This is a genomic window from Janthinobacterium lividum (assembly GCF_034424625.1).
Lineage (GTDB): Bacteria > Pseudomonadota > Gammaproteobacteria > Burkholderiales > Burkholderiaceae_D > Janthinobacterium > Janthinobacterium lividum.
Window position 1 is genome coordinate 3,603,013 of the sequence record NZ_CP139976.1, and the last position, 25,184, is coordinate 3,628,196.

The 25,184-nt window shown below is 62.7% G+C and carries 27 protein-coding genes; 14 read left to right on the forward strand and 13 right to left on the reverse strand.

The genetic code is table 11. The features are described from left to right. Window positions 1–59 precede the first annotated feature (59 nt). From U0004_RS16280 to mltG, 7 genes are all read right to left on the reverse strand, one after another. Window positions 60–983 (reverse strand): methyltransferase domain-containing protein, encoded by a 924-nt coding sequence (locus U0004_RS16280; RefSeq protein WP_070253752.1) that lies wholly within the window; start codon window positions 981–983, stop codon window positions 60–62. A 256-nt stretch (window positions 984–1,239) separates the two neighbouring features. Beyond that, the gene (locus U0004_RS16285; RefSeq protein ID WP_081345422.1) at window positions 1,240–1,890 is read right to left on the reverse strand and encodes an ankyrin repeat domain-containing protein; all 651 of its coding nucleotides are present in this window, start codon (window positions 1,888–1,890) and stop codon (window positions 1,240–1,242) included. A gap of 16 nt (window positions 1,891–1,906) precedes the next feature. Next, window positions 1,907–2,686: a TatD family hydrolase gene (locus tag U0004_RS16290; protein ID WP_034784594.1), complete on the reverse strand. Its 780-nt coding sequence runs from the start codon at window positions 2,684–2,686 to the stop codon at window positions 1,907–1,909. A gap of 86 nt (window positions 2,687–2,772) precedes the next feature. After that, the gene (locus tag U0004_RS16295; RefSeq protein ID WP_070253753.1) at window positions 2,773–3,159 is read right to left on the reverse strand and encodes a VOC family protein; all 387 of its coding nucleotides are present in this window, start codon (window positions 3,157–3,159) and stop codon (window positions 2,773–2,775) included. 131 nt (window positions 3,160–3,290) lie between these two features. Then, window positions 3,291–4,319, reverse strand: a complete 1,029-nt coding sequence (locus U0004_RS16300; protein ID WP_034784596.1) for a DNA polymerase III subunit delta' — start codon at window positions 4,317–4,319, stop codon at window positions 3,291–3,293. 15 nt (window positions 4,320–4,334) lie between these two features. Next, window positions 4,335–4,976 (reverse strand): dTMP kinase, encoded by a 642-nt coding sequence (tmk, locus tag U0004_RS16305; protein ID WP_070253754.1) that lies wholly within the window; start codon window positions 4,974–4,976, stop codon window positions 4,335–4,337. Window positions 4,977–4,997: 21 nt separating this feature from the next. Continuing rightward, the gene (mltG, locus tag U0004_RS16310) at window positions 4,998–5,984 is read right to left on the reverse strand and encodes an endolytic transglycosylase MltG (protein WP_034784598.1); all 987 of its coding nucleotides are present in this window, start codon (window positions 5,982–5,984) and stop codon (window positions 4,998–5,000) included. Between the two features lie 176 nt (window positions 5,985–6,160). Here mltG and ygfZ point away from each other — a divergent pair, with 176 nt between their 5' ends. From ygfZ to U0004_RS16355, 9 genes are all read left to right on the forward strand, one after another. Next, window positions 6,161–7,276: a CAF17-like 4Fe-4S cluster assembly/insertion protein YgfZ gene (gene ygfZ, locus U0004_RS16315; RefSeq protein ID WP_070253755.1), complete on the forward strand. Its 1,116-nt coding sequence runs from the start codon at window positions 6,161–6,163 to the stop codon at window positions 7,274–7,276. Window positions 7,277–7,283: 7 nt separating this feature from the next. Then, on the forward strand, window positions 7,284–7,574 hold the full coding sequence (locus U0004_RS16320; protein WP_070253756.1) for a DUF4936 family protein: 291 nt from the start codon (window positions 7,284–7,286) through the stop codon (window positions 7,572–7,574). Then, window positions 7,565–8,302 carry an NRDE family protein gene (locus U0004_RS16325; RefSeq protein WP_070253757.1) on the forward strand — a complete coding sequence of 246 codons (738 nt, stop codon included), beginning with the start codon at window positions 7,565–7,567 and terminating at the stop codon, window positions 8,300–8,302. Before U0004_RS16320 ends, U0004_RS16325 begins: the two co-directional genes overlap by 10 nt. A gap of 272 nt (window positions 8,303–8,574) precedes the next feature. Next, complete coding sequence (locus tag U0004_RS16330; protein WP_070253758.1) at window positions 8,575–9,582, forward strand: LacI family DNA-binding transcriptional regulator; 1,008 nt, start codon at window positions 8,575–8,577, stop codon at window positions 9,580–9,582. Window positions 9,583–9,614: 32 nt separating this feature from the next. Further along, the gene (xylB, locus tag U0004_RS16335; RefSeq protein ID WP_218566053.1) at window positions 9,615–11,099 is read left to right on the forward strand and encodes a xylulokinase; all 1,485 of its coding nucleotides are present in this window, start codon (window positions 9,615–9,617) and stop codon (window positions 11,097–11,099) included. Between the two features lie 2 nt (window positions 11,100–11,101). Next, window positions 11,102–12,052, forward strand: coding sequence for a transaldolase (gene tal / locus U0004_RS16340; RefSeq protein WP_070260491.1), 951 nt, complete (start codon window positions 11,102–11,104; stop codon window positions 12,050–12,052). Window positions 12,053–12,116: 64 nt separating this feature from the next. After that, entirely contained in the window at window positions 12,117–13,052 is a 936-nt protein-coding gene (locus U0004_RS16345; RefSeq protein ID WP_077404737.1) for an ABC transporter substrate-binding protein, read from the forward strand. Window positions 13,053–13,129: 77 nt separating this feature from the next. After that, on the forward strand, window positions 13,130–14,629 hold the full coding sequence (locus tag U0004_RS16350; protein ID WP_034784605.1) for a sugar ABC transporter ATP-binding protein: 1,500 nt from the start codon (window positions 13,130–13,132) through the stop codon (window positions 14,627–14,629). Window positions 14,630–14,789: 160 nt separating this feature from the next. Continuing rightward, window positions 14,790–15,800, forward strand: a complete 1,011-nt coding sequence (locus tag U0004_RS16355) for an ABC transporter permease subunit (RefSeq protein WP_070260493.1) — start codon at window positions 14,790–14,792, stop codon at window positions 15,798–15,800. A 97-nt stretch (window positions 15,801–15,897) separates the two neighbouring features. Here the strand turns inward: U0004_RS16355 and U0004_RS16360 are convergent, their stop codons facing one another. From U0004_RS16360 to U0004_RS16375, 4 genes are all read right to left on the reverse strand, one after another. Continuing rightward, window positions 15,898–16,323, reverse strand: coding sequence for a GNAT family N-acetyltransferase (locus U0004_RS16360; protein ID WP_070259491.1), 426 nt, complete (start codon window positions 16,321–16,323; stop codon window positions 15,898–15,900). Window positions 16,324–16,383: 60 nt separating this feature from the next. Continuing rightward, entirely contained in the window at window positions 16,384–17,379 is a 996-nt protein-coding gene (locus tag U0004_RS16365; protein WP_070259489.1) for an NADP-dependent oxidoreductase, read from the reverse strand. Window positions 17,380–17,558: 179 nt separating this feature from the next. Next, window positions 17,559–17,861 (reverse strand): Dabb family protein, encoded by a 303-nt coding sequence (locus tag U0004_RS16370; RefSeq protein WP_070259487.1) that lies wholly within the window; start codon window positions 17,859–17,861, stop codon window positions 17,559–17,561. Between the two features lie 126 nt (window positions 17,862–17,987). After that, window positions 17,988–19,166: an acetyl-CoA C-acyltransferase gene (locus U0004_RS16375; RefSeq protein WP_070259485.1), complete on the reverse strand. Its 1,179-nt coding sequence runs from the start codon at window positions 19,164–19,166 to the stop codon at window positions 17,988–17,990. Between the two features lie 227 nt (window positions 19,167–19,393). On the opposite strand from U0004_RS16375, the gene U0004_RS16380 reads away from it, so the two are divergent. Further along, window positions 19,394–21,094 (forward strand): MFS transporter, encoded by a 1,701-nt coding sequence (locus U0004_RS16380; RefSeq protein ID WP_070259483.1) that lies wholly within the window; start codon window positions 19,394–19,396, stop codon window positions 21,092–21,094. A 119-nt stretch (window positions 21,095–21,213) separates the two neighbouring features. Here the strand turns inward: U0004_RS16380 and U0004_RS16385 are convergent, their stop codons facing one another. Continuing rightward, complete coding sequence (locus tag U0004_RS16385) at window positions 21,214–21,417, reverse strand: hypothetical protein (RefSeq protein ID WP_034784610.1); 204 nt, start codon at window positions 21,415–21,417, stop codon at window positions 21,214–21,216. 193 nt (window positions 21,418–21,610) lie between these two features. Here U0004_RS16385 and U0004_RS16390 point away from each other — a divergent pair, with 193 nt between their 5' ends. After that, window positions 21,611–22,360 carry a nucleotidyltransferase domain-containing protein gene (locus U0004_RS16390; protein WP_115057504.1) on the forward strand — a complete coding sequence of 250 codons (750 nt, stop codon included), beginning with the start codon at window positions 21,611–21,613 and terminating at the stop codon, window positions 22,358–22,360. Here U0004_RS16390 and U0004_RS16395 read toward each other — a convergent pair. Continuing rightward, complete coding sequence (locus tag U0004_RS16395; RefSeq protein WP_034784612.1) at window positions 22,357–23,262, reverse strand: LysR family transcriptional regulator; 906 nt, start codon at window positions 23,260–23,262, stop codon at window positions 22,357–22,359. The genes U0004_RS16390 and U0004_RS16395 overlap by 4 nt on opposite strands. A gap of 96 nt (window positions 23,263–23,358) precedes the next feature. Here U0004_RS16395 and U0004_RS16400 point away from each other — a divergent pair, with 96 nt between their 5' ends. From U0004_RS16400 to U0004_RS16410, 3 genes are all read left to right on the forward strand, one after another. After that, entirely contained in the window at window positions 23,359–23,652 is a 294-nt protein-coding gene (locus tag U0004_RS16400) for a DUF2798 domain-containing protein (RefSeq protein WP_070259479.1), read from the forward strand. A gap of 101 nt (window positions 23,653–23,753) precedes the next feature. Beyond that, window positions 23,754–24,152 carry a VOC family protein gene (locus U0004_RS16405; protein WP_070259477.1) on the forward strand — a complete coding sequence of 133 codons (399 nt, stop codon included), beginning with the start codon at window positions 23,754–23,756 and terminating at the stop codon, window positions 24,150–24,152. Between the two features lie 107 nt (window positions 24,153–24,259). Continuing rightward, on the forward strand, window positions 24,260–25,108 hold the full coding sequence (locus U0004_RS16410; RefSeq protein WP_070259475.1) for an alpha/beta fold hydrolase: 849 nt from the start codon (window positions 24,260–24,262) through the stop codon (window positions 25,106–25,108). Window positions 25,109–25,184: the final 76 nt, after the last annotated feature.

Sequence of the window (25,184 nt, forward strand, 5' to 3'; positions counted from 1 at the left end):
TGAATGGACAAACGCCGCAGGATGAAATCGCTGCGGCGTTGCCTTGGAATTAACGATGCTTATGCATACACGGCGTTCTGCACCACAGGCTGAAGATTCACGTCGTAGATCACCTGCGCGCGGATCGACGCTTCCAGCGAGGGAATCGAGCCGCCGGCGCGGTACTGGAAGCTCACTTGCAGCACGTCGCCCGCCTTCACGGCCACCGGCGTGGCCAGCGGCAAGCACATGTAATGGTTCAGCCAGTCGATGGTGGTCGAGCGCTCGGGCACCACGGCCAGGATGTTCTTGGTGACGAAACGCAAGGCGTTCAGGGTGCCGCTGCGCTCGACGACAAACTTGCCGTCAAAGCCGAACACATTGTCCGTCGGCTGGCTGAAGTCGATGATGCTGTAGACGGAAGGCGGCGCCAGCTCCTGCACGCCAGGATGGATGGCCGTGGTTTCCTGGAATTGCACGATAGGCGCATAAAAACCCTCGAAATCGTATTCCTGCTGCATCGGCTGCACGGCCATGATGACGGCTTCGGGCAGGAAGATGGGCAGCGGACCGCCAAAGCGGGCCAGGTAGCGGCGCTTGAACGATTCGATCACTTCCACCTGCTTTTCGCGCAGCATGCCGACATGGATCATTTCGCAGATGACCACATCGACGGGCTCGGGCGGCAGGTATTCAAAGGCGTCCGCGTGGACGACTTCGACTTTTTCACCATTGGGATTGAGCGCCAGCATCTTGCGCGCTTCCTTGACCATGTCCGGATTGAACTCCACGCACCACACCTTGTCGGCGCGCGCGGCCGCAAACCACGACAGCACGCCCGTGCCGCCGCCCAGCTCCAGCACCTTCATGCCGGGTTTTACCGCGTAATCGATCGCCGACTTGAACCCGTGCATGCGGTTCTGGTCCATCAACATATTGTGGTGGTAATGGACGGGGATAAATTGCCCCAGGTAACAACTCTCGATTTCTCGTTCATTCAGCATGTCTGTCCTCTTGGAGTCTGGCTCCGATGGCCGATCGGTTTTGTCATTCCAGAAAGCAGTGATATCGCACGGGCTGCGCGAGGGGCGGCGACAATACAGCCGGCGCCTGACGGTGATGTGATGACCCATGCGACGTATCTCCTGATTAATGCGACACGATCATTATCGTTAATCGGCAGGGAGAACAAAGGGCTGAGGTGAGAGGCAATTCCATGCCAGTTTCAGCGCTGGCATGGAAAATATTGAAGTTAAAACATCACTTGCGGGCTGCGCGCGCCTTCTGTGCCGCTTCGATGATGGCGACCACGCCGGGCTTGTCGCCCGCCTGGGCAAACTGCACGGCTGTCCAGCCATGGCCGCTTTTCAGGCTGGCGTCCGCGCCCCAGGACAACAGCAGCTTGACGGCGCCCTCCTGTCCTTCGCGGGCGGCGAACATCAGCGGCGTGACGTTGGCGGGCGCAAGCGCATCGACCACGGCGTCGCGGTCGAGCAGTATCTTCATGATGGGCAGGTCGCCTGCCGAGGCCGCATAGTGGAGCGCCGTCCAGCCGCCCTGGTTGACCTTGGCGCCCTTGGCCAGCAAGGCGTTCACGGCGTCCTGCTTGTGCTTGTAGGCGGCCATCATCAGTGCCGTATTGCCATTGGCTGAACGGGCTTCCAGGTCGATGCCGGGAGCATCGAGCAACACTTGGAATACCCGGTCCGCATCGTCGCGCAAGGCCAGCACGAGGGGAATGTCGCCCCGCTGCGCGTCAGGCTGGTTCGGATTCATGCCTTCCGCCAGCATGCTGCGCACGCCGCTGGCATTATTCACGGAGACGGCGCGGAAGAAGGCGTCCGGTTCCGGCGCCGCCTGGCTGGCGGTGGCGCAGCACAGCAGCATCGCCAGGGCGAGTTTTTTCATCATGACTGACCTTAAGAAGTTATGGCAACTGATTGAATAACTTGAAGAAATTATCCGTCGTCTGCTTCGCCACCTGGTCCAGCGGGATGCCTTTCAGGGTCGACAGGTATTCCGCCACGTGGGCCACATAGCCCGGTTCGTTCATGCGGCCGCGGAACGGCACGGGCGCCAGGTATGGCGAATCCGTTTCGATGAGGATGCGCTCGAGCGGCACTTCCAGGGCCACGGCCTGCAAGTCTTTCGCGCTCTTGAACGTGACGATGCCGGAAAAGGAAATATAGAAACCCATGGCGATGGCGGCGCGCGCCACTTCCAGGGATTCCGTAAAGCAATGCATGACGCCGGCCACGCCGCCGTCGGACACGCCCGCGCCCTCTTCGCGCATGATGCGTATGGTGTCTTCACTGGCCGCTCTTGTGTGAATAATCAAGGGCTTGCGCGTGATTCTTGAAGCTTTGATGTGAGTGCGGAAACGCTCGCGCTGCCACTCCAGGTCGCCCGTCAGGCGGAAATAGTCGAGGCCCGTCTCGCCGATGGCGATGATCTTCGGATGGTCGGCCAAGCGGACCAGGTCTTCCACGGACGGCTCAGGCGTGTCCTCGTAGTCGGGATGCACGCCGACGGAAGCAAAGATATGCGGATACTGCTCGGCCAGGGCCAGCACCTGCGGAAAGTCCGGCAAGTCGACGGACACGCACAAGGCGTGTGTCACCTTGTTCTCGGCCATCTTGGCGAGGATCTCGGGCATGCGAGCAGCCAGCTCGGGGAAATTGATATGGCAATGGGAATCGATATACATAAGGCGGGATTGTACCGGAGCGGGCGGAATCTGGCAGGGGGAAGGCGCAAATCCGTCCTGCCGCTGACGACTCCCGCGCAGTTCGCCTACTGCCCCTGCGGCGGCTGCCACAGCTCCACCTTGTTGCCCTCAGGATCGATGACCCAGCCGAACTGGCCATATTCGGAATCGGGCGCCTTTTCCAGCACGTTGCAGCCCTCGTCGCGCAGGGCTTGCAGCAACGCGTCGAGGTCGTCGACGCGGTAGTTGATCATGAAGGACGCCTTACCGGGCGCGAATTGTTCGTTGTCATTGGCCGCGACGGACCAGATAGTGGTGCCGCCAGTGGGCTTGCCATCGGCGTCCGCCCAGGTGAAGGCGGCGCCGCCCCACGGCTGCACGTCCAGGCCCAGGTGGCGCTGGTACCAGGCGCGCAGCGCGGCCGGGTCTTGCGCGTGGAAAAAGATGCCGCCGATGCCAGTGACTCGTTTCATGCACGCCTCCGTTGCTGTCCAGTGCCTTGACTGTAACACCGGGGGCCAGGTGTGGCAAACGATGCGGCGAGTCTGCCCCTCCGTCAAGAAAGAGATGATTTACTTTAACTTTACTTCGCAAGCACTTGATTTTATTGACAACTGGATGCGTAGTCGAGCAGCATGTCTTCCAAAAACAGCTTGGGCGACAAGGGGTGTTCGGCAATCGCCCGGCGCTCATTGGCAGCTTTGATCGCGGCCATCAACCGGCTCACGTTGATGCGTCCTGCCAGCGCTTCCAGTTCGCGCCGGTGGCGCGGGTAGTAGCGGATGGTGCCGGACAATTTGACGGAAAACACGTCGTACAGCCAGCGCTGGAGCGATGCCACGAGCGGTGCCAGCGGAGACTTCTGTAATTTGTCCGCCGCTTTCAGGGCCGCTTCCACGCCCGGGTTGGCTAGCACCTGCAGCAATTGTTCCGTTTCTTCGCGGCCGCCCGACTCGGACTGGGCCAGCGCGGCCAGCGGCGCGCCGCCCTGCTCGCGCAGCCAGCTGTCCGCATCGTTCAAGCCTTGCTGCTTGAGCCACGTCAAGGCCTGCTCGTGGCTGGGCATCGGCAAGGCGAATTTCCTGCAGCGCGACAAGATGGTCGGCAGCAAGCGGTCCAGGCTGTTCGATGCCAGCAAGAACAAAGTGCCCGGCGGCGGCTCTTCCAGGGTTTTCAGCAAGGCGTTGGACGCGGGCGTGTTGAGCGCTTCGGCCGGGTACAGCACCACCACGCGCAAGCCCTGGCGGTGCGTGGAGATGTTCATGAAGTCGGCCAGGTTGCGGATCTGCTCGATCTTGATGTCTTTTGACGGCGTCTTGGTCTTGGCGCTTTTCTTCGCGCCCTCACCCTCTTCGCCGTCGTCGGCCACGTCGTCTTCCAGCGCTTCCGGACGGACCCGGCGGTAATCGGGATGGTTGCCCTGGCTAAACCAGCCGCATGAGGCGCACGCGCCGCAGGCATGGCCGTCGGCTCGCACGTCTTCGCACAGCAATGCCTGCGCGAAATGCTCGATGAAGTCGGCCTTGCCAATGCCCTGCGCGCCATGGAACAAAATGGCGTGCGGCATGCGCGGTCGCAGGGCTTGCAATTGCTGCCAGGCGTCCTGTTGCCACGGATAGAGAGGACTGTTCATTTTATTCCTTGTCAATCAGTGGCTTGCAATACTTTGCTCAAGCAATACATCAAGCAGTTTTGCCAGCTGTACTTGAATATCGGCAATGCTTTGCGTGGAATCGATGATGCGGAAGCGTTCCGGGAACTGGGCCGCGCGGCGCAGATACTCGTTGCGCGTGGCGGCAAAGAAATCGGCCTGCTCCTGCTCGAATTTGTCGAGCGCACGCGTGGCGTCCAGGCGGGCACGGGCCACGGCCAGCGGCACGTCGAACAGGAACGTCAGGTCCGGCTGCAAGTGCGGGTGCACCCACGCTTCCAGCGCTTCCATCTTGCGCAAGTCCATGCCCCGGCCGCCGCCCTGGTAGGCGAAGCTGGCATCGCTGAAGCGGTCGGAAATGACCCACTCGCCCCGATCGAGGGCTGGCGCGATCACTTGCGCGATATGTTCGCGGCGGCTGGCGAACATCAGCAAGGCTTCCGTTTCCAGGTGCATCTTTTCATGCAGCAGCAGTTCGCGCAGCTTTTCGCCCAGGCTGGTACCGCCCGGTTCGCGCGATGAAACGAGGCGCACGCCCCGCTGCTGCAGGTAGTCGGTGACAAAGCCGATATGCGTCGACTTGCCCGCGCCATCGATGCCTTCGAAGGTGATGAAGCGGGGTTGATATTGTGGTGTCATGAAGCTTCTAGTTTGAAATAATTAACGCTGGTATTGATTCACGGCGCGGTTATGGTCGGGCAAGTTGGCCGAGAACTGGCTGGTGCCGTCGCCGCGCGCCACGAAATACAGCGCTTGCGTGCGGGCCGGCGCCAGCGCCGCCGTCAGCGATTGCGCGCCAGCCAGGGCGATCGGCGTGGGCGGCAAGCCGCCGCGCGTGTACGTATTGTACGGGGTGTCCGCTTCCAGGTCGCGTTTGCGGATCTTGCCCTGGTAGTTGTCGCCCATGCCATAGATCACAGTCGGGTCCGTCTGCAGCAGCATGCCCGTCTTGAGGCGGTTGACGAACACGCCGGCAATCATGGCGCGCTCGGACTTTTGCCCCGTTTCCTTTTCCACGATGGAAGCCATGATCAGCGCTTCATACGGGTTTTTATACGGCAAGGCGGGATCGCGCTTGTCCCACGCTTCGGACAGGCGGCCGATCATGGCCGTGTGTGCCTGCCTGAAAATCTGCATTTCGCTGGCGCCCTTGGCAAACAGATACGTATCCGGGAAGAACAAACCTTCCGGGTGCACATATTCCGGGCTGATTTTCGCCATCAGTTCCTTGTCGGACAGGCCTGCAGTATCGTGCTTGAGGCCGGGATGGTTGGCCATCGCCAGGCGCATCTGTTTGAAGGTCCAGCCTTCGATGATGGTCAGCGACTCTTGCGCGAATTCGCCGCGCGCCAGCTGCGTGATCAAACGCTGCGGCGTGGTGCCCGGTTTCAGCTCATAGGAACCGGCCTTGATCTTCGAGGTCTTGCCTTCGATGCGCGCCAGCATGTTGAACAGGATAGGCACGATGGGCACGCCCGCGTCCGCGATCTGCTGGCCGGCCGCATGCGCGCCGCTGCCCGGGCTGATCGTAAACGGAATCGCTTCTCCATCCGTGGTGATGGGCTGCTGCGCCCAGTACACAAAAGTACCGCCCACACCGATAGCGGCGATGACTGAACTGACTACAAGTTTTTTAAAGAAAGCCATTGTTCCGATTCTTGTGATGCGGGCGCTGATGGCCAACGTCCGCTTGTTATGATCGTTCATTTGTGAAGCAAGTGCGCGCAAAGCGGCGCCAACACTGGCAATCTTGCCGTTGCCGACGCAATCTGCGCGACATCACTATAATGAACCCGTAATGATAATGCTTAATCGCTGATCTAATGGAAATTATGAATAACTGGAATCAATTTTTAACAGCCCAAGGCGCCCGCCCCGTTGCCATCGATGGCGCGCCTGACGGCACCGCCCCCATCACCGCCGTCCCTATCCATGATTTCGGCCAGTCCCTGACAGTGCCCCAGCTGCAAGAAGGTTTTGTCGCGGCCATCACGGACCAGGGCTTGATCGGCTTGAGCGGCGACGATGCGGCCAGTTTCCTGCACGGCCAGCTGACCAACGATGTGGAACACCTGAACCAGGAGCAAGTGCGCCTGGCCGGCTACTGCACGCCGAAAGGCCGGCTGCTGGCCAGTTTCCTGATGTGGCGCAACGCCACCACCATTTATCTGCAATTGCCGCGCGCCATACAGCCGACCATCCAGAAGCGTCTGCAGATGTTCGTGCTGCGCGCCAAGGCCAAGCTGCACGATGCATCCCTTGATGCAGCCAATCAAGTTGTCCTCGGCCTGGGCGGCAAGCAAGCCAGCGCGGCCCTGTCCGCCTGGTTCCCGGCCCTGCCCGCCACGCCGTTCAGCAAGGTCGAGCATGAACTGGGCACCCTGCTGCGAGTGGCCGATGCGTTCGGCAGCGCCCGCTATGAATGGCTGACGTCGGCCGCCACGGCGCGCGACGTGTGGTCGCAGCTGGCGCAAACGCTCGCCAAGGGCGGGATTGACGCCTGGCGCTTGTCGGAGATCCACGCGGGCATCCCGCAGATCACGGCCGCCACGCAAGAGCAGTTCGTGCCGCAAATGGTCAACTTCGAGCTGCTGGGCGGCGTCAATTTCAAGAAAGGCTGCTACCCGGGCCAGGAAATCGTCGCGCGCAGCCAGTACCTGGGCAAGCTCAAGCGCCGCACCACCCTCGTCAGCATTGCCGATCCCTCGGTAGTGGCCGGCGGTGAACTGTTTGCCGTCAGCGACCCCGAGCAGCCTTGCGGCATGGTCGTCAACGCCGCACCCAACGGTGATGGCGGCATCGACGCCCTCGTTGAAATGAAGCTGGGGGCGATCGAAGAAGGTGCAAGCGCCGCCGGCGCCGTGCGCTACCGTTCGGCCCTGGGCGCTCACGTGCAGTTCCTGTCCATGCCTTACGTGCTAGACGCACTCGACTTGTGAGAATGCCATGAAAGATTTGTACATTTATTACCAGGTCAAGGAAGAGCACGCCCAGGCACTGGAAGCCAGGGTCCGTGCCTTGCAGGCAAAACTGGCTGCCGCGTCCGGCGTGGCGCCGCAATTGAAGCGCCGCCCTGACGCCAAGGATGGCTTGCAGACGTGGATGGAAATCTACCCCGTCGTCGGCGAAGGCTTTGCGGAACTGCTGGCCAGCGCGTCCGACGAAGCGGGCTTGCTGTCCTTGACGGCTGGCGCGCGCCATACGGAAGTGTTCATGGATTTGCCTCCATGTGCCTGATCGTTTTTGCCTGGAAAGTCAATCCGCACATCCCGCTGATTGCCGCCGCCAACCGCGACGAATTCTATGAACGCGCCAGCGCCCCCGCCGGCGCATGGCCCGAGCACCCGCAAGTGTATGCGGGCCGCGACCTGCAGGCGGGCGGCAGCTGGATGGGCATCACCCAGGCCGGCAGCGGCAGCTCGCGCTTTGCCGCCATCACGAATATCCGCAGCCCGCAAGACCGCAACCCGGACGCCCCCTCGCGCGGCGCCCTGGTAGCCGATTATCTGGCCGGCGACATGTCGCCACAGGATTACATCGCGCAAATCCGTCCCGGCTGCACAGCCTACAACGGTTTTAACCTGGTGCTGGGCGACGCGGACACCCTGATCTGGTTTTCCAACCGGGGCGACGGCGATGCGCGCAATGGCCAGCCATTGGAGCCGGGCATCTACGGCCTGTCGAACGCCCTGCTGGACGCGCCGTGGCCGAAGGTCCTGAAGACCAAGGCCCAGTTCGCCAGCCTGCTATGCCAGGGTGCGCCCGATGAAGCGTATTTCGACATGCTGGCCGACACCACGCGCGCGCCCGATTTCCGCTTGCCGGACACAGGCGTGCCGCTCGACCTCGAACGCGTACTGTCCGCCGTCTGCATCGAAACGCCGGGCTACGGCACGCGCACTTCCACCGTCGTGAAACTGTTCCCGGATTCTCCCGGCGAATTGCATGAGCTGGTGATACAGTAGGTCGGGTTAGCGCACAGCGCGTAACCCGACACCACCACCACACTCAAGCGGCATCACCGCCGTCCCCGATGTCGGATTACGCGCGCCTCCGGCGCGCTAATCCGACCTGCGCAAGCTTCCCCTGTCCTCATCGACAAGCCACCCGCCATCCATCCGCAGAAAAAAGAAAGCGCTTGCGCAAGCGCTTTCTTTTGTTTACGATAGCTTCAATCGCGGCGACACAGCCGCACCCAATCGCAGTACACAATAATAAAAAAACCTCAGGAGACACCATGGCCACCATGGAAGATGTAGCGCGGGCGGCGGACGTATCGCTGTCGACCGTCTCTCACGTAGTCAACGGCACCCGCAAGGTCAGCCCGAAAACCGTCGCCGCCGTCAACGCGGCCATGCAGCAGATCGGCTATGTGCCGAACATGCTGGCGCGCGCGCTGGCCGGCTCCTCGTCGGGCACCATCGGCGTGGCCATTTCCGCCTTCACCAATCATTATTTCAGCGAAACCGTGCGCGCCATCGAGGCTGCCTGCACGCGCCACGGCTTGATGATGCTGTTTTCGGATACGCATGACGACCCCGAGCAGGAGTTGAAAGTGGTGCAGAACTTGCACCAGCGCCGGGTCGACGGCATCGTGCTGGCGCCATCCGGCGATCCGCACAACCGCGCCCTCGACTATTTGACCAGCAACAAGATCGCTTCCGTGCTGGTCGACCGCATGTCGCCGCAACCGTTCGACCAGGTGGGCGTGGAAAACATCGAGGCGACGGCCCAGCTCGTCAGCCATCTGATCGCGGCCCATGGCCACCGCCGCATCGGCTTCATCGCGGGCGCGCCCGGCCTGTCCACGACGGACGAGCGTATCGAAGGCTACCGCCTGGCCTTGCAACGCGCCAATATCGCCTTTGACCCGGAACTGCTGCGCTCGGGCGATTCGAACCTCGAGCGCAGCGGCGCAGCCACGCGCGAATTGCTGGCCCTGCCCGCCGCACAGCGTCCCACGGCCATCGTTGCCGGCAATAACCTGATGACCATCGGCACCATGCATGCCTTGCGCGATGCGCACATTGCGGTACCGCAAGACGTCGCGCTGGCCGGCTTCGATGATTTCGACTGGGCCGATTACTTCAGCCCCCGCCTCACCGTGATGGCACAGCCGCTCGAAGAGCTGGGCGCCATGGCCGTCGACCTCCTGATCGACCGTATCGCCAATCCGGGCATCGCCCAGCACGTGCAGCGCTTGTCGCCAACCTTGCGCGTACGCAATTCCTGCGGCTGCCCCTGACCTTTACATATAGACACACCATGCATCCAGCGATTTCCCTCGGTATCGACCTCGGTACCTCCGAACTGAAAACCGTGCTGATGGACAGCTCTGGCAGCGTGCGCGGCCAGGCGTCCGTGCGCATCGACACCAGCCGCCCGCAAGCAGGCTGGTCCGAACAGGCGCCGCAAAACTGGTGGGCCGCCTGCGTCAACGCGCTGGGCCAGCTGCGCGCGGGCTGGCCGCAGGACTATGCCCGCATCGCCTGCATCGGCCTGTCGGGCCAGATGCACGGCGCCGTGCTGCTCGACGCCAACGATACCGTGATCCGTCCCGCCATCCTGTGGAACGATGCGCGCGCCGAGGCCGAAGCGGCCAGCCTGGCGCGCGACTATCCCGCATATGCGGATGTGACGGGCAGCCTGCCCATGGCGGGCCTGACGGCGCCAAAACTGCTGTGGCTGCAAACGCATGAGCCGGTCGCCTTTGCCGCCATCGCCTGTTTGCTGTCGCCGAAAGACTATTTGCGCCTGCAATTAACGGGGATCAAGCTGACGGACATGTCCGACGCGGCCGGCACCCTGTGGCTGGACGAGGCCAACCGTGCCTGGTTCGCGCCCATGCTGGCCGCCTGCGGCTTGCACCCAGAACAGATGCCGGCGCTGGCCGAAGGCGACGCCGCCACGGGCACCGTGCTGGCGTCCATCGCCGACCAGCTGGGCTTGCCGGCGGGTGTGGTGGTGGCGGGCGGCGGCGGCGACAATCCCGTCTCGGCCGTGGGCATCGGCGCCGTCAATGGCGGCGACAGTTTTATCTCGCTGGGCACCAGCGCCGCCATCGTGTCCGTCACCGAAGCGCCTTTGGGCAACCCGGCCGGTGGCGTGCACAGCTTTTGCCACGCCCTGCCCGGCCGCTGGTATGCGATGGGCGCGATCCTGTCGGGCGCCAGCTGTCTGCGCTGGGCGACGGGCGTGCTGGGCCAGCCCGACGAGGCAGCCCTGCTGGCGCTGGTGGAAGCGGGCTTGCCGCTCGATGCCCCCATCGCGCCGTCCGCGCCCCTGTTCCTGCCGTATCTGTCGGGCGAGCGCACGCCGCATAACGACCCGCAAGTGCGCGGCGCCTTTTTGCAACTGGGCCACGACAGCACGCCGGCGCAGCTCGGCTACGCCGTGCTCGAAGGCGTGGCCTTTGCCTTGCGCGACGCCATGGCCGCCGTCACGTCGACGGGCGCCGTCGTTCCCCACTGCATGCTGGTGGGCGGCGGCGCGCGCAGCCAGTACTGGGCGCAATTGCTGGCCAATGTGCTGGGACGCGAAATGCGCACCCTGCACAACAGCGAATTGTCCGCCAGCCTGGGCGCGGCCAAGCTGGGCTTTGCCGCCATCGGCGACACCAGCCTGCTGACGCAGGGCTTGCCCATCAAAAACATTTTCCTGCCCGATGCCGCGCACAACGCAGCCTTGAGCATCCGTTACGGTCGCTACCGTAGCCTGTTTCCCGCCGTGCAAGCCTTGCACCAACTCAGTGATAAGGAATAGTAATGAATCAGCTGCAACAATTGAAGCAATACAGCACCGTCGTCGCCGACACGGGCGACTTTTTGCAACTGGCGCGCTTCGCGCCGCAAGACGCCACCACCAATCCCTCGCTGATCTTGAAGGCCGTGCTGCAGCCCGATTACGCACCCTTGCTGGAAAGCACGGTCGCCGCGCATCAATCCGCTTCGCTGGACGATATCGTCGACCAGGTGCTGGTGCGCTTCGGCCTGGAAATTTTAAAGGTCGTGCCGGGCCGCGTATCGACGGAAGTTGATGCCCGTTTGAGCTTTGACCGCGACGCCACCGTCGCCCGCGGACGCCGCCTGATCGCCCTGTACGAGCAAGCCGGCATCAGCCGCGAGCGCGTGCTGATCAAGGTTGCCGCCACCTGGGAGGGCATCCAGGCGGCGCGCGAGCTGGAAAAGGACGGCATCTTTTGCAACCTGACCCTGCTATTCGCGTTTTGCCAGGCCGTCGCCTGCGCCGACGCGAAAGTGCGCCTGATTTCGCCGTTTGTGGGCCGCATCTACGACTGGCATAAAAAATCGCTGGGCGCGGCATGGGACGAAGCGGCGCGCAGCCTGTCCAATGATCCAGGAGTACAGTCGGTCACGCGCATCTTCAATTACTACAAACAACATGGCATCGCCACGCAAGTGATGGGCGCCAGCTTCCGCAACGTGGGGCAGATCACGGCCCTGTCCGGCTGCGACTTGCTGACCATCAGCCCGGATCTGCTGGCCAAGCTGGAAGCGACAGATGCGCCATTCGAGCGCGCCCTGGGCGGCGACCTGGGCGCGGCACAACCTGCCTTCACGTATGACGAAGCCGCTTTCCGCTACGCCTTGAACGACGACGCGATGGCCACCGAAAAACTGGCCGAAGGCATCCGCGGCTTTGCCGTCGATGCGGGCAAGCTGGACGCCATGATCGAGAAATTACGCAATCAATAAGTTTGCACCCAGTTTTTACCGTAGCACCGTTTGTTTTTTACAATAAAAACCCTTGGAGATCCTCATGAAAAAAGTCATTACCGCCTCCCTGCTGCTGTCCGCCGCCTGCGGCGCTTTCGCTGCTGACAAACCGCTGAAATCGATCGGCGTGAGCGTGGGCGACCTGGCCAACCCGTTCTTCGTGGCGATTGGCCGCGGCGCGGAAGAAAGCGCGAAAAAGCTCGGCGGCCCTGGCGTGAAAGTCACCACGGTGTCCAGCAAGTATGACCTGAACACCCAGGTGGACCAGATCGAGAACTTCATCGCCAATAAAACCGACATCATCATCCTGAACGCCGTCGATTCCAAGGGCATCGCGCCAGCCATCAAGAAAGCGCGCAATGCGGGCGTGGTCGTGATCGCCGTCGACGTGGGCGCCGTGGGCGCCTCGGCCACCGTGATGTCCGATAACACCATGGCCGGCGACGTGTCGTGCGCCTACCTGGCCAAGCAGATCGGCGGCAAGGGCAATGTGGTGATCCTGAACGGCCCGCCCGTCACCTCCGTGATCGACCGCGTCAACGGTTGCAAGAAAACTCTGGCCGCGTTCAAGGATATCAAGATCCTGTCCGACAACCAGAACGCCGGCGGCAGCCGCGACGGCGGCATGACCGTGATGTCGAACCTGCTGACGGCCCATCCGAAGATCGACGGCGTGTTCGCCATCAACGACCCGACCGGCATCGGCGCCGAACTGGCGATCAAGCAATCGAAGCGCACGGACGTGAAACTGATCACGGCAGTCGACGGCGCGCCCGATGGCCAGAACGCCCTGAAAAACAAGGCCGGCCTGTTTGCCGCCACCTCGGCGCAAAACCCGTACCGCATGGCCACCGACGCCGTGCAGATGGGCTACGACATCATGAACGGTCGCACGCCGAAACAGACCATGGTGCTGTTGCCGACCCCGGCCATCACCAAGGAAAACGTCGCCACCTACACGGGCTGGGTAAAGAACTGATCTGCCTGACCTGAACCACGTGGCGCCGCCAGCCAGTTGGCAGGCGGCGCCAGTTTCACCAGCAAGGAAGGACAGTCATGAGCGACGATATTATTTTTGAAATGCGCGGCATCGAGAAGCGCTTTGGCGCCACGCGCGCGCTGCGCGGCGTGCACCTGACGGTGCGCAGCGGCGAAATCCATGCCGTGATGGGCGAGAACGGCGCCGGCAAGAGCACCCTGATGAAGATTTTATCCGGCGTGTACACGCCGGACGCGGGCGAGATCATCCTCGACGGCAAGCCGATTCGTATCCGCAACCCGGGCGAGGCGCGCGCGCTGGGCATCAACCTGATCTACCAGGAATTGAGCGTAGCCAGGAACATGACGGTGGCGCAGAACGTCTTCATGGGCAGCGAACCGCAAGGACCGTTCTGGACCGTCAAGGGTGGAGAAATGCGCGCGCGCACGAATGCCATCCTGGCCGACCTCGGTTCCCGCTTCGACGCGGACACCATGGTCTCGACCCTGTCGATCGCCGAGCAGCAGCAGGTGGAAATCGCCCGCGCCCTCGTGCACGAAAGCCGCATCCTGATCATGGACGAGCCCACTGCCGCGCTGTCCGACCGGGAAACCGAACAATTGTTCCGCATCATCGAAGAACAGCGCGACAAGGGCCTGGCCGTGCTCTACATCAGCCACCGCATGGCCGAGGTGGAACGCCTGGCGCGCCGCATCACCGTGCTGCGCGACGGCGCCTATGTGGGCGAACTGGGCAAGGATGAGCTGGATCAAAAGAAAGTCGTGCAAATGATGGTGGGCCGCCCCGCCGACGACTTTTATGCGCACCAGCGGCGCACCACGCGGGGCGCCGAGCGCCTGCGCGTGGAAAACGTGGGCGGCGGCAAGGTCAAACCCGCCTCGTTCGCGCTGCATGCGGGTGAAGTGACGGGACTTGCCGGCCTGGTCGGCGCAGGCCGCACGGAACTGGCGCGCCTGATCTTTGGCGCCGACAAGAAGCAATCGGGGCAAGTATGGCTCGACGGCCAGGAGGTGCACATCCACCGGCCGCTGGCAGCCATCCGCCACGGCATCGGCTACCTGCCGGAAGACCGCAAGAGCCTGGGCCTGTTCATGCAATTGTCGGCCATGGAAAACATGTCGATGAACATTCTCTCCAAGCACTCCACGGCGGGCGTCGTCAACCGTGGCGCCCTGACCCAGCTGACGCGCGAGGCAATTGCCAACCTCAACGTGAAAGTGTCGGGACCGGAAGGCATCGTCGGCGGACTCTCCGGCGGCAACCAGCAAAAAGTCTTGCTGGCGCGCTGGCTGGCCATCGCGCCCAAGGTCCTCATCCTCGACGAACCGACGCGGGGCGTGGACGTGGGCGCGAAGAGCGAAATCTACAAGATCATCCACCAGCTGGCCGATGCGGGCACGGCCGTGCTGTGCATTTCCAGCGAACTGGCCGAACTGGTCGGCATCTGCGACCGCGTGATGGTGATGTGCGAAGGACGCCTGACGGGCGAAGTGACGGGCGACGACATTACGCAGGAAAACATCCTTGCCTATGCCACGCAGCTGGAAGCGGCATAAAAACACCTGTCAAAACCTACTGCGCGTCGCGGGTTGCGGTTTCCGATGCTCACTGTGCATCCGCACAGTTCCGCGTCTCAACCACAACCCACATCCGCTCGCTACGGTTTTGTCAGGCGTTTTAAGAATACGTCTTAAATAATCATTCAGGAGATTCAACATGACAACGACTACCACCCGCGGCGCCGCGCGCGCCGGCGAACCCTTCAATGCCTCGAACCTGATGCGCCGCCTGGGCATGCTGCCCGTGCTGGTGGTGCTCTACCTGGCCATGTATGGCCTGACCGTGTACTTCTCGGCCGATGGCACGTCGACGTTCATGACCAGCAATAACACCATGAACATCTTCCGCCAGGTGTCGATCAATATCGTGCTGGCGTCGGGCATGACCTTCGTCATTCTGACGAGCGGCATCGATTTGTCCGTCGGCTCCGTGCTGGCCGTCTCGGCCGTGGCAGGCATGCTGATGTCGCTGTCAGCCCAGTTCGCCGGTTTCTCGATTCCCGCCTTCCTCATCGTCGGCCTGCTGCTGGGCGCGCTCAATGGCGTGCTGGTGGCCCTCGTCGGCCTGAACCCGTTCGTGGTGACTTTGGGCACCATGACGGCCCTGCGCGGCGCGGCCTACCTGTTCGCCGACGGCACCAGCGTGCTGAACACGGAAATCCCCAGCTTCGAATGGATGGGTAACGGCAGCTTCCTGGCCGTGCCCTGGCTGATCTGGCTGGCCGCGGCCGTCGTCGTGCTGACGTGGTTCATCCTGCGCAAGACCACCCTGGGCCTGCATATCTATGCTGTCGGCGGCAATATCCAGGCGGCACGCTTGACGGGCATCAAGGTCGGCCTCGTGCTGATGTTTGTCTACACGATCAGCGGCCTGTTCGCGGGTCTGGGCGGCGCCATGTCGGCCAGCCGTCTGTATGCGGCCAACGGCAACTGGGGCACGGGATATGAGCTGGACGCCATCGCGGCCGTCGTGCTGGGCGGCACCAGCCTGATGGGCGGCGTGGGCTCCGTCTGGGGCACCGTCATCGGCGCCCTGATCATCGGCGTGATGAACAATGGCTTGACGATTCTGGGACTGTCGTCGTTCTGGCAGTATGTGGCGAAAGGTGTCGTGATCGTGCTGGCCGTGATTCTGGATAAATGGCGCCAGAGCCACGCGCAGAACTGATTGTGCTGGTGGTGTCGGGTTACGCGCTGCGCGCTAACCCGACCTACCGTTGACGTCGTAGGTCGGATTAGCGCGCAGCGCGTAATCCGACAACACCCTAGAACACCAGCCGCATCTCCACATGCGCAATCCCCGCCTCTTCAAATTGTTCCCCCTGCTGCACGAAACCGTGGTGCGCATAGAATGGCGCGGCCACGGTTTGCGCGTTCAGCACCACCGCTGCATCGCCACGTTCGCGGGCTTTGTCCATCAGCAAGGTCAAAATGGCGCCGCCCACGCCCGTGCCGCGGCCCGGCTGGCGCACGGCCATGCGGCCGATGTGGCCGTCTGGCAATAAACGTCCCGTGCCGATGGCGTTGCCGGCGTCGTCGTAGGCGACGGCGTGCAGGCAGACGGCATCCATGTCGTCGAGTTCGATCTCGGCCGGCACTTTCTGTTCATCGACAAAGACTTCGAAACGGATGGCGGTGGCGTCGGGGCCCAGGGTGGCCCAGTCGCCGAGGCGGATGGTGTGATTGGTCATGGTGTAATGTAGAAAGAGACAGGCCGTTATTGTCGCACGGCCTGCCTTTCCACAGAGAGATCAGCTGAGCTTGACCAACTGCTTGCCGAAGTTGCGCCCTTTTAACAGGCCGATGAACGCTTCCGGCGCGCTGGCCAGGCCATCGGCCACGGATTCGCGGAATTTCAACTTGCCGGTCGCCACCAATGTACCCAGTTCCGCCAACCCTTGCGGCCAGAATTCCGGCTGTTCCGACACGATGAAGCCGCGCACGGTGAGGCGGTTGGTGAGGATCAGGCGCGCATTGTCGAGCGGCGTCGGCTCGCCGTTGTAGCCGGCGATCCAGCCGCACACGGCGATCCGGCCAAACGCGTTGGTGCGCGCCAGGGCCGCATCGAAGATGGCGCCGCCCACGTTTTCAAAGATGGCGTCGATGCCGTCCGGCGTGGCCGTCGCCAGGTCGGCCTCCAGCTTGCCCGCCTTGTAGTCGACGCAGGCATCGAAACCCAGTTCCTTGACGACATACGCGCACTTGTCGGCACCACCGGCGATGCCGACGACGCGGCAGCCTTTCAATTTCGCCAACTGGCCCACGACGCTGCCCACGGCGCCGCTGGCGGCCGACACGACCACCGTTTCGCCCGCTTTCGGCGCCATGATCTGGTTCAAGCCATACCAGGCCGTCATGCCGGGCATGCCGACGGAACCCAGGTAGGCCGAGGCAGGGATGTGCGTCGTGTCGACCTTGCGCAGCATCGTGCCGTCCGACACGGCCACTTCCGTCCAACCCAACGTCCCCACCACCATGTCGCCCACGGCAAACTTCGGATGCTTCGATTCCAGCACCACGCCCACCGTGCCGCCGATCATGGTTTCATCAAGCGCCTGCGGCGCCGCATAGCTTTTATTGGCGCTCATGCGTCCGCGCATATAGGGGTCGAGCGACAGATACTGGTTACGCACCAGCAATTGACCATCCTGGATGGCGGGAATCTCGACAGTTTCCAGACGGAAGTTATCCGGCTGCACTTCAGCCGTGGGGCGCGAGGCGAGGACGATGCGTTGGTAGGTTGTCATGAAGGCTCCTGTCAATAAAGTTGATGGCTAACATTGATATTCACGACACCGAACAAAACCGTAGCGAGCGGAAGGGAGAGGTGGCCGAGAAGCGCAACCGTACCGAAGTACGGGGCCGCCGAGGCGGTGAGCATCGCAGGCCACCTATACCGACGCGCAGTAGGTTTGGTTCGGTGTCACTACACTTCGTAATCCATGCACTGCCGCGCTTCCCGCACAGCCCCAAAAAACGGCTTGATTTTCACGTGCTCGGGATGGTTCTGGTAGGCGTCGAGCGCTTCGCGGCTGGCGAACTCGCTGTACAGGACGATGTCGTAGGTGGCTTCCAGGCCCGGCTGGGCCACGGCTGCTTCGAATGCCAGGATGCCGGGCACCAGGTTGGAGCAGGAATCGAGCAGGGCTTTCAGTTTCAAGGCGTTCGTGGCGCGGTCGGCGCCTTCGGCGTGGTCTAACAGTTTCCAGAAAACGATGTGCTTGATCATGGTGGCAGGCTGGTTGTTTATTAATGAAGCATTACTGTACCCGCTATCGGCGCGCCTTGCAGGAAACGGGCGCGCAATGCAAACGGGCGGCCTGGTAAGCCGCCCGCAGACTGGATAACACCTGCCTTACAGCACTTCGAACAGGCCGGCCGCGCCCTGCCCGCCGCCGATGCACATGGTCACCACCACGTATTTGACGCCACGGCGCTTGCCTTCGATCAGGGCATGGCCCGTCAGGCGGGCGCCCGACACGCCATACGGGTGGCCGACGGCAATCGCGCCGCCGTTGACGTTCAGGCGCTCCATGGGGATGCCCAGGGTGTCGGCGCAATACAGCACTTGCACGGCGAACGCTTCGTTGAGTTCCCACAGGCCGATGTCGGCGACAGTCAAGCCCGCCTTTTTCAGCAGTTTCGGGATGGCAAACACGGGGCCGATGCCCATTTCATCGGGTTCGCAGCCGGCCACGGCAAAACCGCGGAAGATGCCCAGCGGCTGCAGCCCTTTCGCTTCGGCCACTTTCGCATTCATGACGATGGCCATCGCCGCGCCATCGGAAAACTGGCTGGCATTGCCGGCGCTGATGACGCCGCCCGGGATGGCCGGCCGGATCTTCGCCACGCCGTCGTAGGTCGTGTCGGCACGGATGCCTTCATCGGCGCAGATCGTCACTTCGCGCGACACCAGCATGCCGCTAGCCTTGTCGGCCACGCCCATGATGGTGGTCATCGGCACGATTTCCGCATCGAACAGGCCGGCCGCCTGGGCCGCGGCGGCGCGCTGCTGGCTTTGCGCACCATACACATCCTGGCGTTCGCGCGAGATCTGGTAGCGCTTGGCCACGGTTTCGGCCGTCTGCAGCATGGGCCAGTACACTTCCGGCTTGTGCTGCTGCAGCCAGACGTCGCGGTACATATGCGTATTCATTTCATTTTGCACGCAGGAAATCGATTCCACGCCGCCGGCCGCATAGATATCGCCTTCGCCGGCGATGATGCGCTGCGCCGCCAGGGCGATCGCCTGCAAGCCAGACGAGCAGAAACGGTTGACGGTCATGCCGGCCGTCGTGACGGGGCAGCCGCCGCGCAAGGCCACCTGGCGCGCGATGTTGCCGCCCGTGGCGCCTTCAGGGAAGGCGCAGCCGACCAGCACGTCTTCCACTTCCTCCGCCTCGATGCGCGCGCGCTCGACGGCGGCCGCCAGCACGTGGCCGCCCAGGGTGGCGCCATGCGTCATGTTGAACGCGCCCTTCCAGGACTTGGCCAGGCCCGTGCGGGCGGTCGATACGATGACGGCTTCATTCATGCTGTGTCTCCTTTGGGGAATATTATGGGGTGGGATATCTGCGGAATCAGAATAGCACATTTAAGTACGATCGTTCGCAAAGTTCTGGCGCGCATCACTAGTAAGCTTGGTGTAAGTTTCAAGCAAGCATGACGTAAGGTTCGGAGAACACACTCGCCTCCAGCTGTTGCAAGAATGGTCAAAAAGACCGCGGCACCAGTTCACTATAAAACATAGGGAGACAAAACATGGCATCACCATCCGGCTCGGCCGACGTACGGAAATTTTCCACCAAAGGCACTCCGATCACGCCTGAGGAACGCAAGGTCATCTTTGCATCATCCTTGGGCACCGTCTTTGAATGGTACGATTTTTACCTGTACGGTTCGCTCGCTTCCATCATCGCCAAGCAATTCTTCATCGGCGACCCTACTACCACCTTCATCTTCGCGCTGCTGGCCTTTGCCGCCGGCTTCATCGTGCGTCCGTTCGGCGCGCTCGTCTTCGGCCGCCTGGGCGACATGATCGGCCGCAAGTACACCTTCCTGATCACCATCCTGATCATGGGCGGCTCCACCTTCATCGTCGGCTTGCTGCCGGGCCACGCTTCCATCGGCATCGCGGCACCGATCATCCTCGTTTTCCTGCGCATCCTGCAAGGCCTGGCGCTGGGCGGCGAATACGGCGGCGCAGCCACCTATGTGGCCGAGCACGCGCCTGAAGGCAAGCGCGGCGCGTTCACGGCGTGGATACAAACGACGGCAACCCTGGGCTTCTTCCTGTCGCTGATGGTCATCCTGGGTACCCGCCTGGCGACCGGCGAGAAGGATTTCGAGGCATGGGGCTGGCGCATTCCCTTCCTGGTCTCCGTCATCCTGCTGGGTATTTCCGTGTGGATCCGCCTGGCCATGAATGAATCGCCGGCGTTTGCCAAGATGAAGGCCGAGGGCAAGACCTCGAAAGCCCCGCTGACGGAAGCGTTCGGCCAGTGGAAAAACCTGAAGATCGTCATCCTGGCCCTGATCGGCCTGACGGCCGGCCAGGCTGTCGTGTGGTACACGGGCCAGTTCTACGCCCTGTTCTTCATGATCCAGACGCTGAAAGTGGACCTGGCAACGGCCAACGTGCTCGTCGCCATCGCCCTGCTGCTGGCCACGCCATTCTTCCTGTTCTTCGGCAGCCTGTCCGACCGCATCGGCCGCAAGTACATCATCCTCGGCGGCTGCCTGATCGCCGCTGCGACCTATTTCCCGATCTTCAACGGCCTGACCCACTTCGCCAATCCGCAGCTGGAAGCGGCACTGAAGAACTCGCCAGTGGTGGTGGTCGCCGATCCTGCTTCCTGCCACTTCCAGTTCAACATGACGGGCACGAAGAAATTCCCATCGTCGTGCGACATCGCCACGGGCTTCCTGTCGAACAGCTCGGTGAACTACACGAAGGAAGACGCACCGGCAGGCAGCATCGCCAAGGTACGCATCGGCACGAAGGAATTCACGTCGTTTAACGCCGTCATGACGGCCGATGGCTTGAACTTCGATGCGGAAAGCAAGGCCCACGAAGCGGCGCTGAAGAAAGAACTGGGCGCCGGCATCAAGGAAGCGGGCTACCCTGCGAAAGCCGATCCGGACCAGATCAACAAGCCGATGGTCGTCTTGCTGCTGTTCATCCTGGTGCTGTACGTGACCATGGTGTATGGCCCGATCGCCGCCATGCTGGTGGAAATGTTTCCGACCCGTATCCGCTACACCTCGATGTCCCTGCCCTACCATATCGGTAACGGCTGGTTCGGCGGCCTGCTGCCGACCACGGCCTTCGCGCTGGTGGCATTCAAGGGCGATATCTATTACGGCCTGTGGTATCCGATCGTCGTCGCCCTGGCGACTGTCGTGATCGGCACCCTGTTCGTCAAGGAAACCAAGGACAACAATATCTACGCCGACGATTGATCTGATGCATGACCCGGTCGCAAGGCCGGGGTTCGCAAAGCAAAACGCCGCTGACTCGTCAGCGGCGTTTGTTTTTTTATGCAGCGTCTGCGGCGTCTGCGGCGGCAAACTTGCCGAACTTACTTGTCGCTCTTGCCCTTTTTCAGCTGGTCGCGCTGCTGCACGTATTCCTGGTAGCTGGTCTGGTTGCGCTTGCGGCAGGCATTTCGGTCGTCAAAATTATTAAGGCTGTTGCAATACTCGCCGATCTTGTCCCGGTTTGCGTCATACAGTACTTCGCAGCCAGTGATGGCCAGCAAGAAGGGAATGATCAGATATTTCATTGCTACTCTCATGGATAGGGACGGGATTGCGCGAAAAAACACCAGATTGCCCACTGGATAAGCGGGCAGCTTTATCTTAACGCGATCTTGACGAAAAGTACAAGCGCTCGGTATTACTTAATGGAAAGGATTGCCTGCTCGCCCGCCACTGCATGCTATGGTGGCAGTTTCTCCCAGCGGATTCGTACCAGGCATGCCGACCATTCCTCCCGCCCCCTGCGGCCCGCTGCAGCAGCATTTCGACGCCTTGCTGCAAGACGTTTGCGCCAGCCTGGCTGCGCACGCCGGTAACTTGCTGGACGGCATATACCTGTATGGCAGCATCGCCCGCGGCGACGCCACGCCGGACGTATCCGACCTCGACCTGACCCTGGTGCTGCGCCATCCGCCCACGCAGCAGCAGGCCGGCGCGCTGGAGGCGCTGCGCCTGGCCTTGCAGGCGCGCCACCGGGAAGTCATGAAGATCGATTTCGATATCGGCCACCGGGCCCAGGTACTGGCGCCCGAACACCTGTACAGCTGGGGCTACTGGCTCAAGCACGAGTGCCGCTGCCTGTGGGGCGAAGACCTGGCACGGCACTTTGCGCCGTTCGCGCCCTCGCGCGCCATTGCCCTGGCCGTGAATGGCGACTTTGCCCGCGTGCTGGACGAGTATGCGCAGCGCCTTGATGACGAGCGCGACCCTGCCGCCATCGCCCGCCTGCAGCGCGAAGCGTCGCGCAAGCTGATCCGTTCCTGCAACACCCTGCGCCAGGCTGGCGATCCAGGCTGGCCCGCCAGCCTGGACGAGCATGTCGCGCTGTTGCTGCGGCACTCTCCCGCCATGCAGGCGCCCATCGCGTATTTCCTGGCCCAGGCCAGGCCCGGTGCCGCGCCAGCCAGCGGTTTTACGCCAGCGCTGCGCCAGTTCACGCTGTGGCTGGCGCAGCAACAGGCAAGCTAAACGCCCGGCTCCTCGTTCAACAAGGGATTATCCGCCGCAAACGCCGCCAGGTGCTCGAGCAGCACGCGCACGCGGGCCGGCAGGTAGCGCCGCTGCGTCCACACGGCATACACGTGGCGCGGCTGCGGCATCCAGTCGGGCAAGACGCGCACGAGGCTGCCCCGGGCCACTTCCTCGCGGCATTGCAAAAGCGGGCACAGCAGGATGCCGATGCCCGCGTCGGCCATCTCCACGGCCAGACGCATCTCGTTGACGCGCAGGCGCGCCTGCGGTTCGATCACCATTTCGGCGCCGTCGCCGGGCCGCCGCAGCCGCCAGCTGCGCAGCGGCTCGGCCACGATCAGCTCGTGCTTTTCCAATTCCTGCAAGTCGCGCGGCACACCGGCGCGCGCCAGATAGCCGGGCGCGGCCACCATCACCAGCGCGGCACTGCCCAGCCGGCGCTGCATCAGCGAGGAATCGTCGAGCGCGCCCACGCGGATGGCCAGGTCGGCGCCGCTGCCCACCAGGTCTTGCAGCAGGTTCGACAGTTCCAGCTCGAGGCGGATATCCGGATACTTCTGCATGAAACTGACCCAGGCCGGCGTCAGCAAGCCGCTGGCGAAGTTGACGGGCGCCAGCACGCGGATGCTGCCCGAAACGGCCGACAGGCTGGCGTCGAGCTGCTGCGTCGCCTGCCGCAAGGCATGCACGAGGGGGCGGCACTGCTCGTAGTATTGCCAGCCTTCCGCCGTCGGCTGCAGACGGCGCGCGCTGCGGTTGAGCAAGCGGTAGCCGAGCTGGCTTTCCAGCTTTTGCAGTCGGCGCGTGACCGTCGCGGCGGGCAAGTCTTCCTTCACGGCCGCCGCATGCAGGCTACCCGCCTCGACAATGGCGACAAACAGGGCTAAGTCATCAAGCATGATTGCATTTTCGGAATTTGAAATTAAAAATATGGCTCTAGTATAGATTGCTGCAAGTCGTTACGCTGCCATATCCTCATATCTTGAAAGTGCGCCATGTCCGAAGCCCTGCGTTTGCGCTGTGTATTTGCCTTCCTGATGTCGCTGGTCATGACCCTGCTGATGAGCGCCTGGGTCACCTGGCTGAATATCGGCCTGAAGGCCGACTTCCTGCCCCGCTGGCGCCACGCGTTCTTTGCCGCCTGGCCCGTGGCCTTCTGCGCCGTGATGCTGTTCGCGCCCCGCGTGCAAGTCATCAGCCGCAATATCGTGGCCCGCCTGGCGCGCCCGGCGCCACGCTGCCCCGCCTGCCCGGCCGATGCGCCATGTGCGTGCGCCAGCCGCCCTTAACCGGCAGTCAGCCAGCAACAGTATCACTCGGTCACTCCCGCCCACGGCCGCCCTGATCCGGGCTATGCTATGGCCGTCCTTGTTTTTACAGCGGAGTGCCCATGCTCGATCACGTTTCCCTCACCGTCAGCGACCTGAAGCGCGCCGAGCGCTTCTACGACGCCATATTCGCCGCGCTGAACGTGCCCAAGGTGGGCAGCGACCATGCCAACGCCTGGATAGGCTACGGCGAGCGCAGCGATGCGGAGTATCCCGAGCGCAGCTATTTTTCCGTGCGCCTGGGTCCCAAGCCCGACGACGCGCCGCGCCGCCATTGCTGCTTCAAGGCCTCCTCGCGCGCGGCCGTGGAAGCGTTCTGGCACGCGGGCCTGGCGCATGGCGGCATCGACCTGGGCGCGCCCGGCTTGCGCCACTATCACGCCAGCTATTACGCGGCCTTTTTGTTCGATCCGGACGGCAACCGCATCGAAGCCGTCTGCCATCGCGCCGACGCCGGCTGACAGGACGGTAAATCCGCCTCTGTTCGGCATTTCCACTTCGGCACGATTTGCCTATAATGGCTGGCAAGCCATACCGGTCCCCGGTCCGTGCACCAAGAAGGAGATTCATGCATCATCTATTCGTCGGCCGCCCCGCGCGCACCATGCTCCTCTCCAGCGCCGGCTTGCTGCTGGCAGGCTGTTTTTCCGGCTGCTCCCTGTTGCCATCCACCCCGGTCATGCCAGGCGTGCCGGCCACCGCCGCCCTGCCCGACGCCAGCATCGCCTACACCCTGAGCGGCCAGGGCGGCTTGCCCGTGGTCTTCCAGTCGGCCATGGGCGACGGCAAGGACGTGTGGGCCAAGGTGGTGCCCGAAGTGGCCAGGCAGCACCGCGTGCTCGTGTACGACCGTCCCGGCTACGGCGACAGCAAAAAGACCACCACGCCGCGCGATCCCTGCACCATTGCTGCCCAGCAGCGTGCCCTGCTGACGCAAGCGGGCTTGAAACCGCCGTATGTGCTGGTCGGCCATGGCTTGGGCGGGCTGTACCAGTACGTATATGCGAGGCTGTACCCGCAGGACGTGGCCGGCCTGGTCTTGCTCGATCCCACGCACCCGCAGCAATGGAACCGCCTGCAGACGGACGCGTCCACCTACGCCATGCTCGTGAAGACGCGGCGCAAGCTGATGTTCAACAGTACGGAATCGGCCGAATTCGATGCCCAGACGCAGTGCCTGCAACATGTCGACATGAGCAGCCCGCTGCGCGTGCCCGCCATGCTGCTGGTGCGCGACAAGTTCGGCATCGAGGAAATGGGCTCGTTTGAAAACGTCGTGCGGGCCCAGGAAAAGGATTGGCAGCGCCTGTCCGGCGCGCCAGCCATCGAGCGCATCACGGGTGCCAGCTACTACATCCAGAAGGACAACCCCGTCATCGTCAACGAGGCGGTCAAGATGGTGGCGAAGAAGAAGTAAAAAGCGTAGGTCGGATTAGCGGCATGCCGCGTAATCCGACACCGCTATGGCCAACAATGTTGTCGGATTACGCGAG

What these genes read in the sequence shown, in the direction of transcription:
- U0004_RS16280 (WP_070253752.1), bottom strand. Translation starts at nt 983, where the DNA reads ATGCTGAATGAACGAGAAATCGAGAGTTGTTACCTGGGGCAATTTATC.
- U0004_RS16285 (WP_081345422.1), bottom strand. Translation starts at nt 1,890, where the DNA reads ATGATGAAAAAACTCGCCCTGGCGATGCTGCTGTGCTGCGCCACCGCC.
- U0004_RS16290 (WP_034784594.1), bottom strand. Translation starts at nt 2,686, where the DNA reads ATGTATATCGATTCCCATTGCCATATCAATTTCCCCGAGCTGGCTGCT.
- U0004_RS16295 (WP_070253753.1), bottom strand. Translation starts at nt 3,159, where the DNA reads ATGAAACGAGTCACTGGCATCGGCGGCATCTTTTTCCACGCGCAAGAC.
- U0004_RS16300 (WP_034784596.1), bottom strand. Translation starts at nt 4,319, where the DNA reads ATGAACAGTCCTCTCTATCCGTGGCAACAGGACGCCTGGCAGCAATTG.
- tmk (WP_070253754.1), bottom strand. Translation starts at nt 4,976, where the DNA reads ATGACACCACAATATCAACCCCGCTTCATCACCTTCGAAGGCATCGAT.
- mltG (WP_034784598.1), bottom strand. Translation starts at nt 5,984, where the DNA reads ATGGCTTTCTTTAAAAAACTTGTAGTCAGTTCAGTCATCGCCGCTATC.
- ygfZ (WP_070253755.1), top strand. Translation starts at nt 6,161, where the DNA reads ATGGAAATTATGAATAACTGGAATCAATTTTTAACAGCCCAAGGCGCC.
- U0004_RS16320 (WP_070253756.1), top strand. Translation starts at nt 7,284, where the DNA reads ATGAAAGATTTGTACATTTATTACCAGGTCAAGGAAGAGCACGCCCAG.
- U0004_RS16325 (WP_070253757.1), top strand. Translation starts at nt 7,565, where the DNA reads ATGTGCCTGATCGTTTTTGCCTGGAAAGTCAATCCGCACATCCCGCTG.
- U0004_RS16330 (WP_070253758.1), top strand. Translation starts at nt 8,575, where the DNA reads ATGGCCACCATGGAAGATGTAGCGCGGGCGGCGGACGTATCGCTGTCG.
- tal (WP_070260491.1), top strand. Translation starts at nt 11,102, where the DNA reads ATGAATCAGCTGCAACAATTGAAGCAATACAGCACCGTCGTCGCCGAC.
- U0004_RS16345 (WP_077404737.1), top strand. Translation starts at nt 12,117, where the DNA reads ATGAAAAAAGTCATTACCGCCTCCCTGCTGCTGTCCGCCGCCTGCGGC.
- U0004_RS16350 (WP_034784605.1), top strand. Translation starts at nt 13,130, where the DNA reads ATGAGCGACGATATTATTTTTGAAATGCGCGGCATCGAGAAGCGCTTT.
- U0004_RS16355 (WP_070260493.1), top strand. Translation starts at nt 14,790, where the DNA reads ATGACAACGACTACCACCCGCGGCGCCGCGCGCGCCGGCGAACCCTTC.
- U0004_RS16360 (WP_070259491.1), bottom strand. Translation starts at nt 16,323, where the DNA reads ATGACCAATCACACCATCCGCCTCGGCGACTGGGCCACCCTGGGCCCC.
- U0004_RS16365 (WP_070259489.1), bottom strand. Translation starts at nt 17,379, where the DNA reads ATGACAACCTACCAACGCATCGTCCTCGCCTCGCGCCCCACGGCTGAA.
- U0004_RS16370 (WP_070259487.1), bottom strand. Translation starts at nt 17,861, where the DNA reads ATGATCAAGCACATCGTTTTCTGGAAACTGTTAGACCACGCCGAAGGC.
- U0004_RS16375 (WP_070259485.1), bottom strand. Translation starts at nt 19,166, where the DNA reads ATGAATGAAGCCGTCATCGTATCGACCGCCCGCACGGGCCTGGCCAAG.
- U0004_RS16380 (WP_070259483.1), top strand. Translation starts at nt 19,394, where the DNA reads ATGGCATCACCATCCGGCTCGGCCGACGTACGGAAATTTTCCACCAAA.
- U0004_RS16385 (WP_034784610.1), bottom strand. Translation starts at nt 21,417, where the DNA reads ATGAAATATCTGATCATTCCCTTCTTGCTGGCCATCACTGGCTGCGAA.
- U0004_RS16390 (WP_115057504.1), top strand. Translation starts at nt 21,611, where the DNA reads ATGCCGACCATTCCTCCCGCCCCCTGCGGCCCGCTGCAGCAGCATTTC.
- U0004_RS16395 (WP_034784612.1), bottom strand. Translation starts at nt 23,262, where the DNA reads ATGCTTGATGACTTAGCCCTGTTTGTCGCCATTGTCGAGGCGGGTAGC.
- U0004_RS16400 (WP_070259479.1), top strand. Translation starts at nt 23,359, where the DNA reads ATGTCCGAAGCCCTGCGTTTGCGCTGTGTATTTGCCTTCCTGATGTCG.
- U0004_RS16405 (WP_070259477.1), top strand. Translation starts at nt 23,754, where the DNA reads ATGCTCGATCACGTTTCCCTCACCGTCAGCGACCTGAAGCGCGCCGAG.
- U0004_RS16410 (WP_070259475.1), top strand. Translation starts at nt 24,260, where the DNA reads ATGCATCATCTATTCGTCGGCCGCCCCGCGCGCACCATGCTCCTCTCC.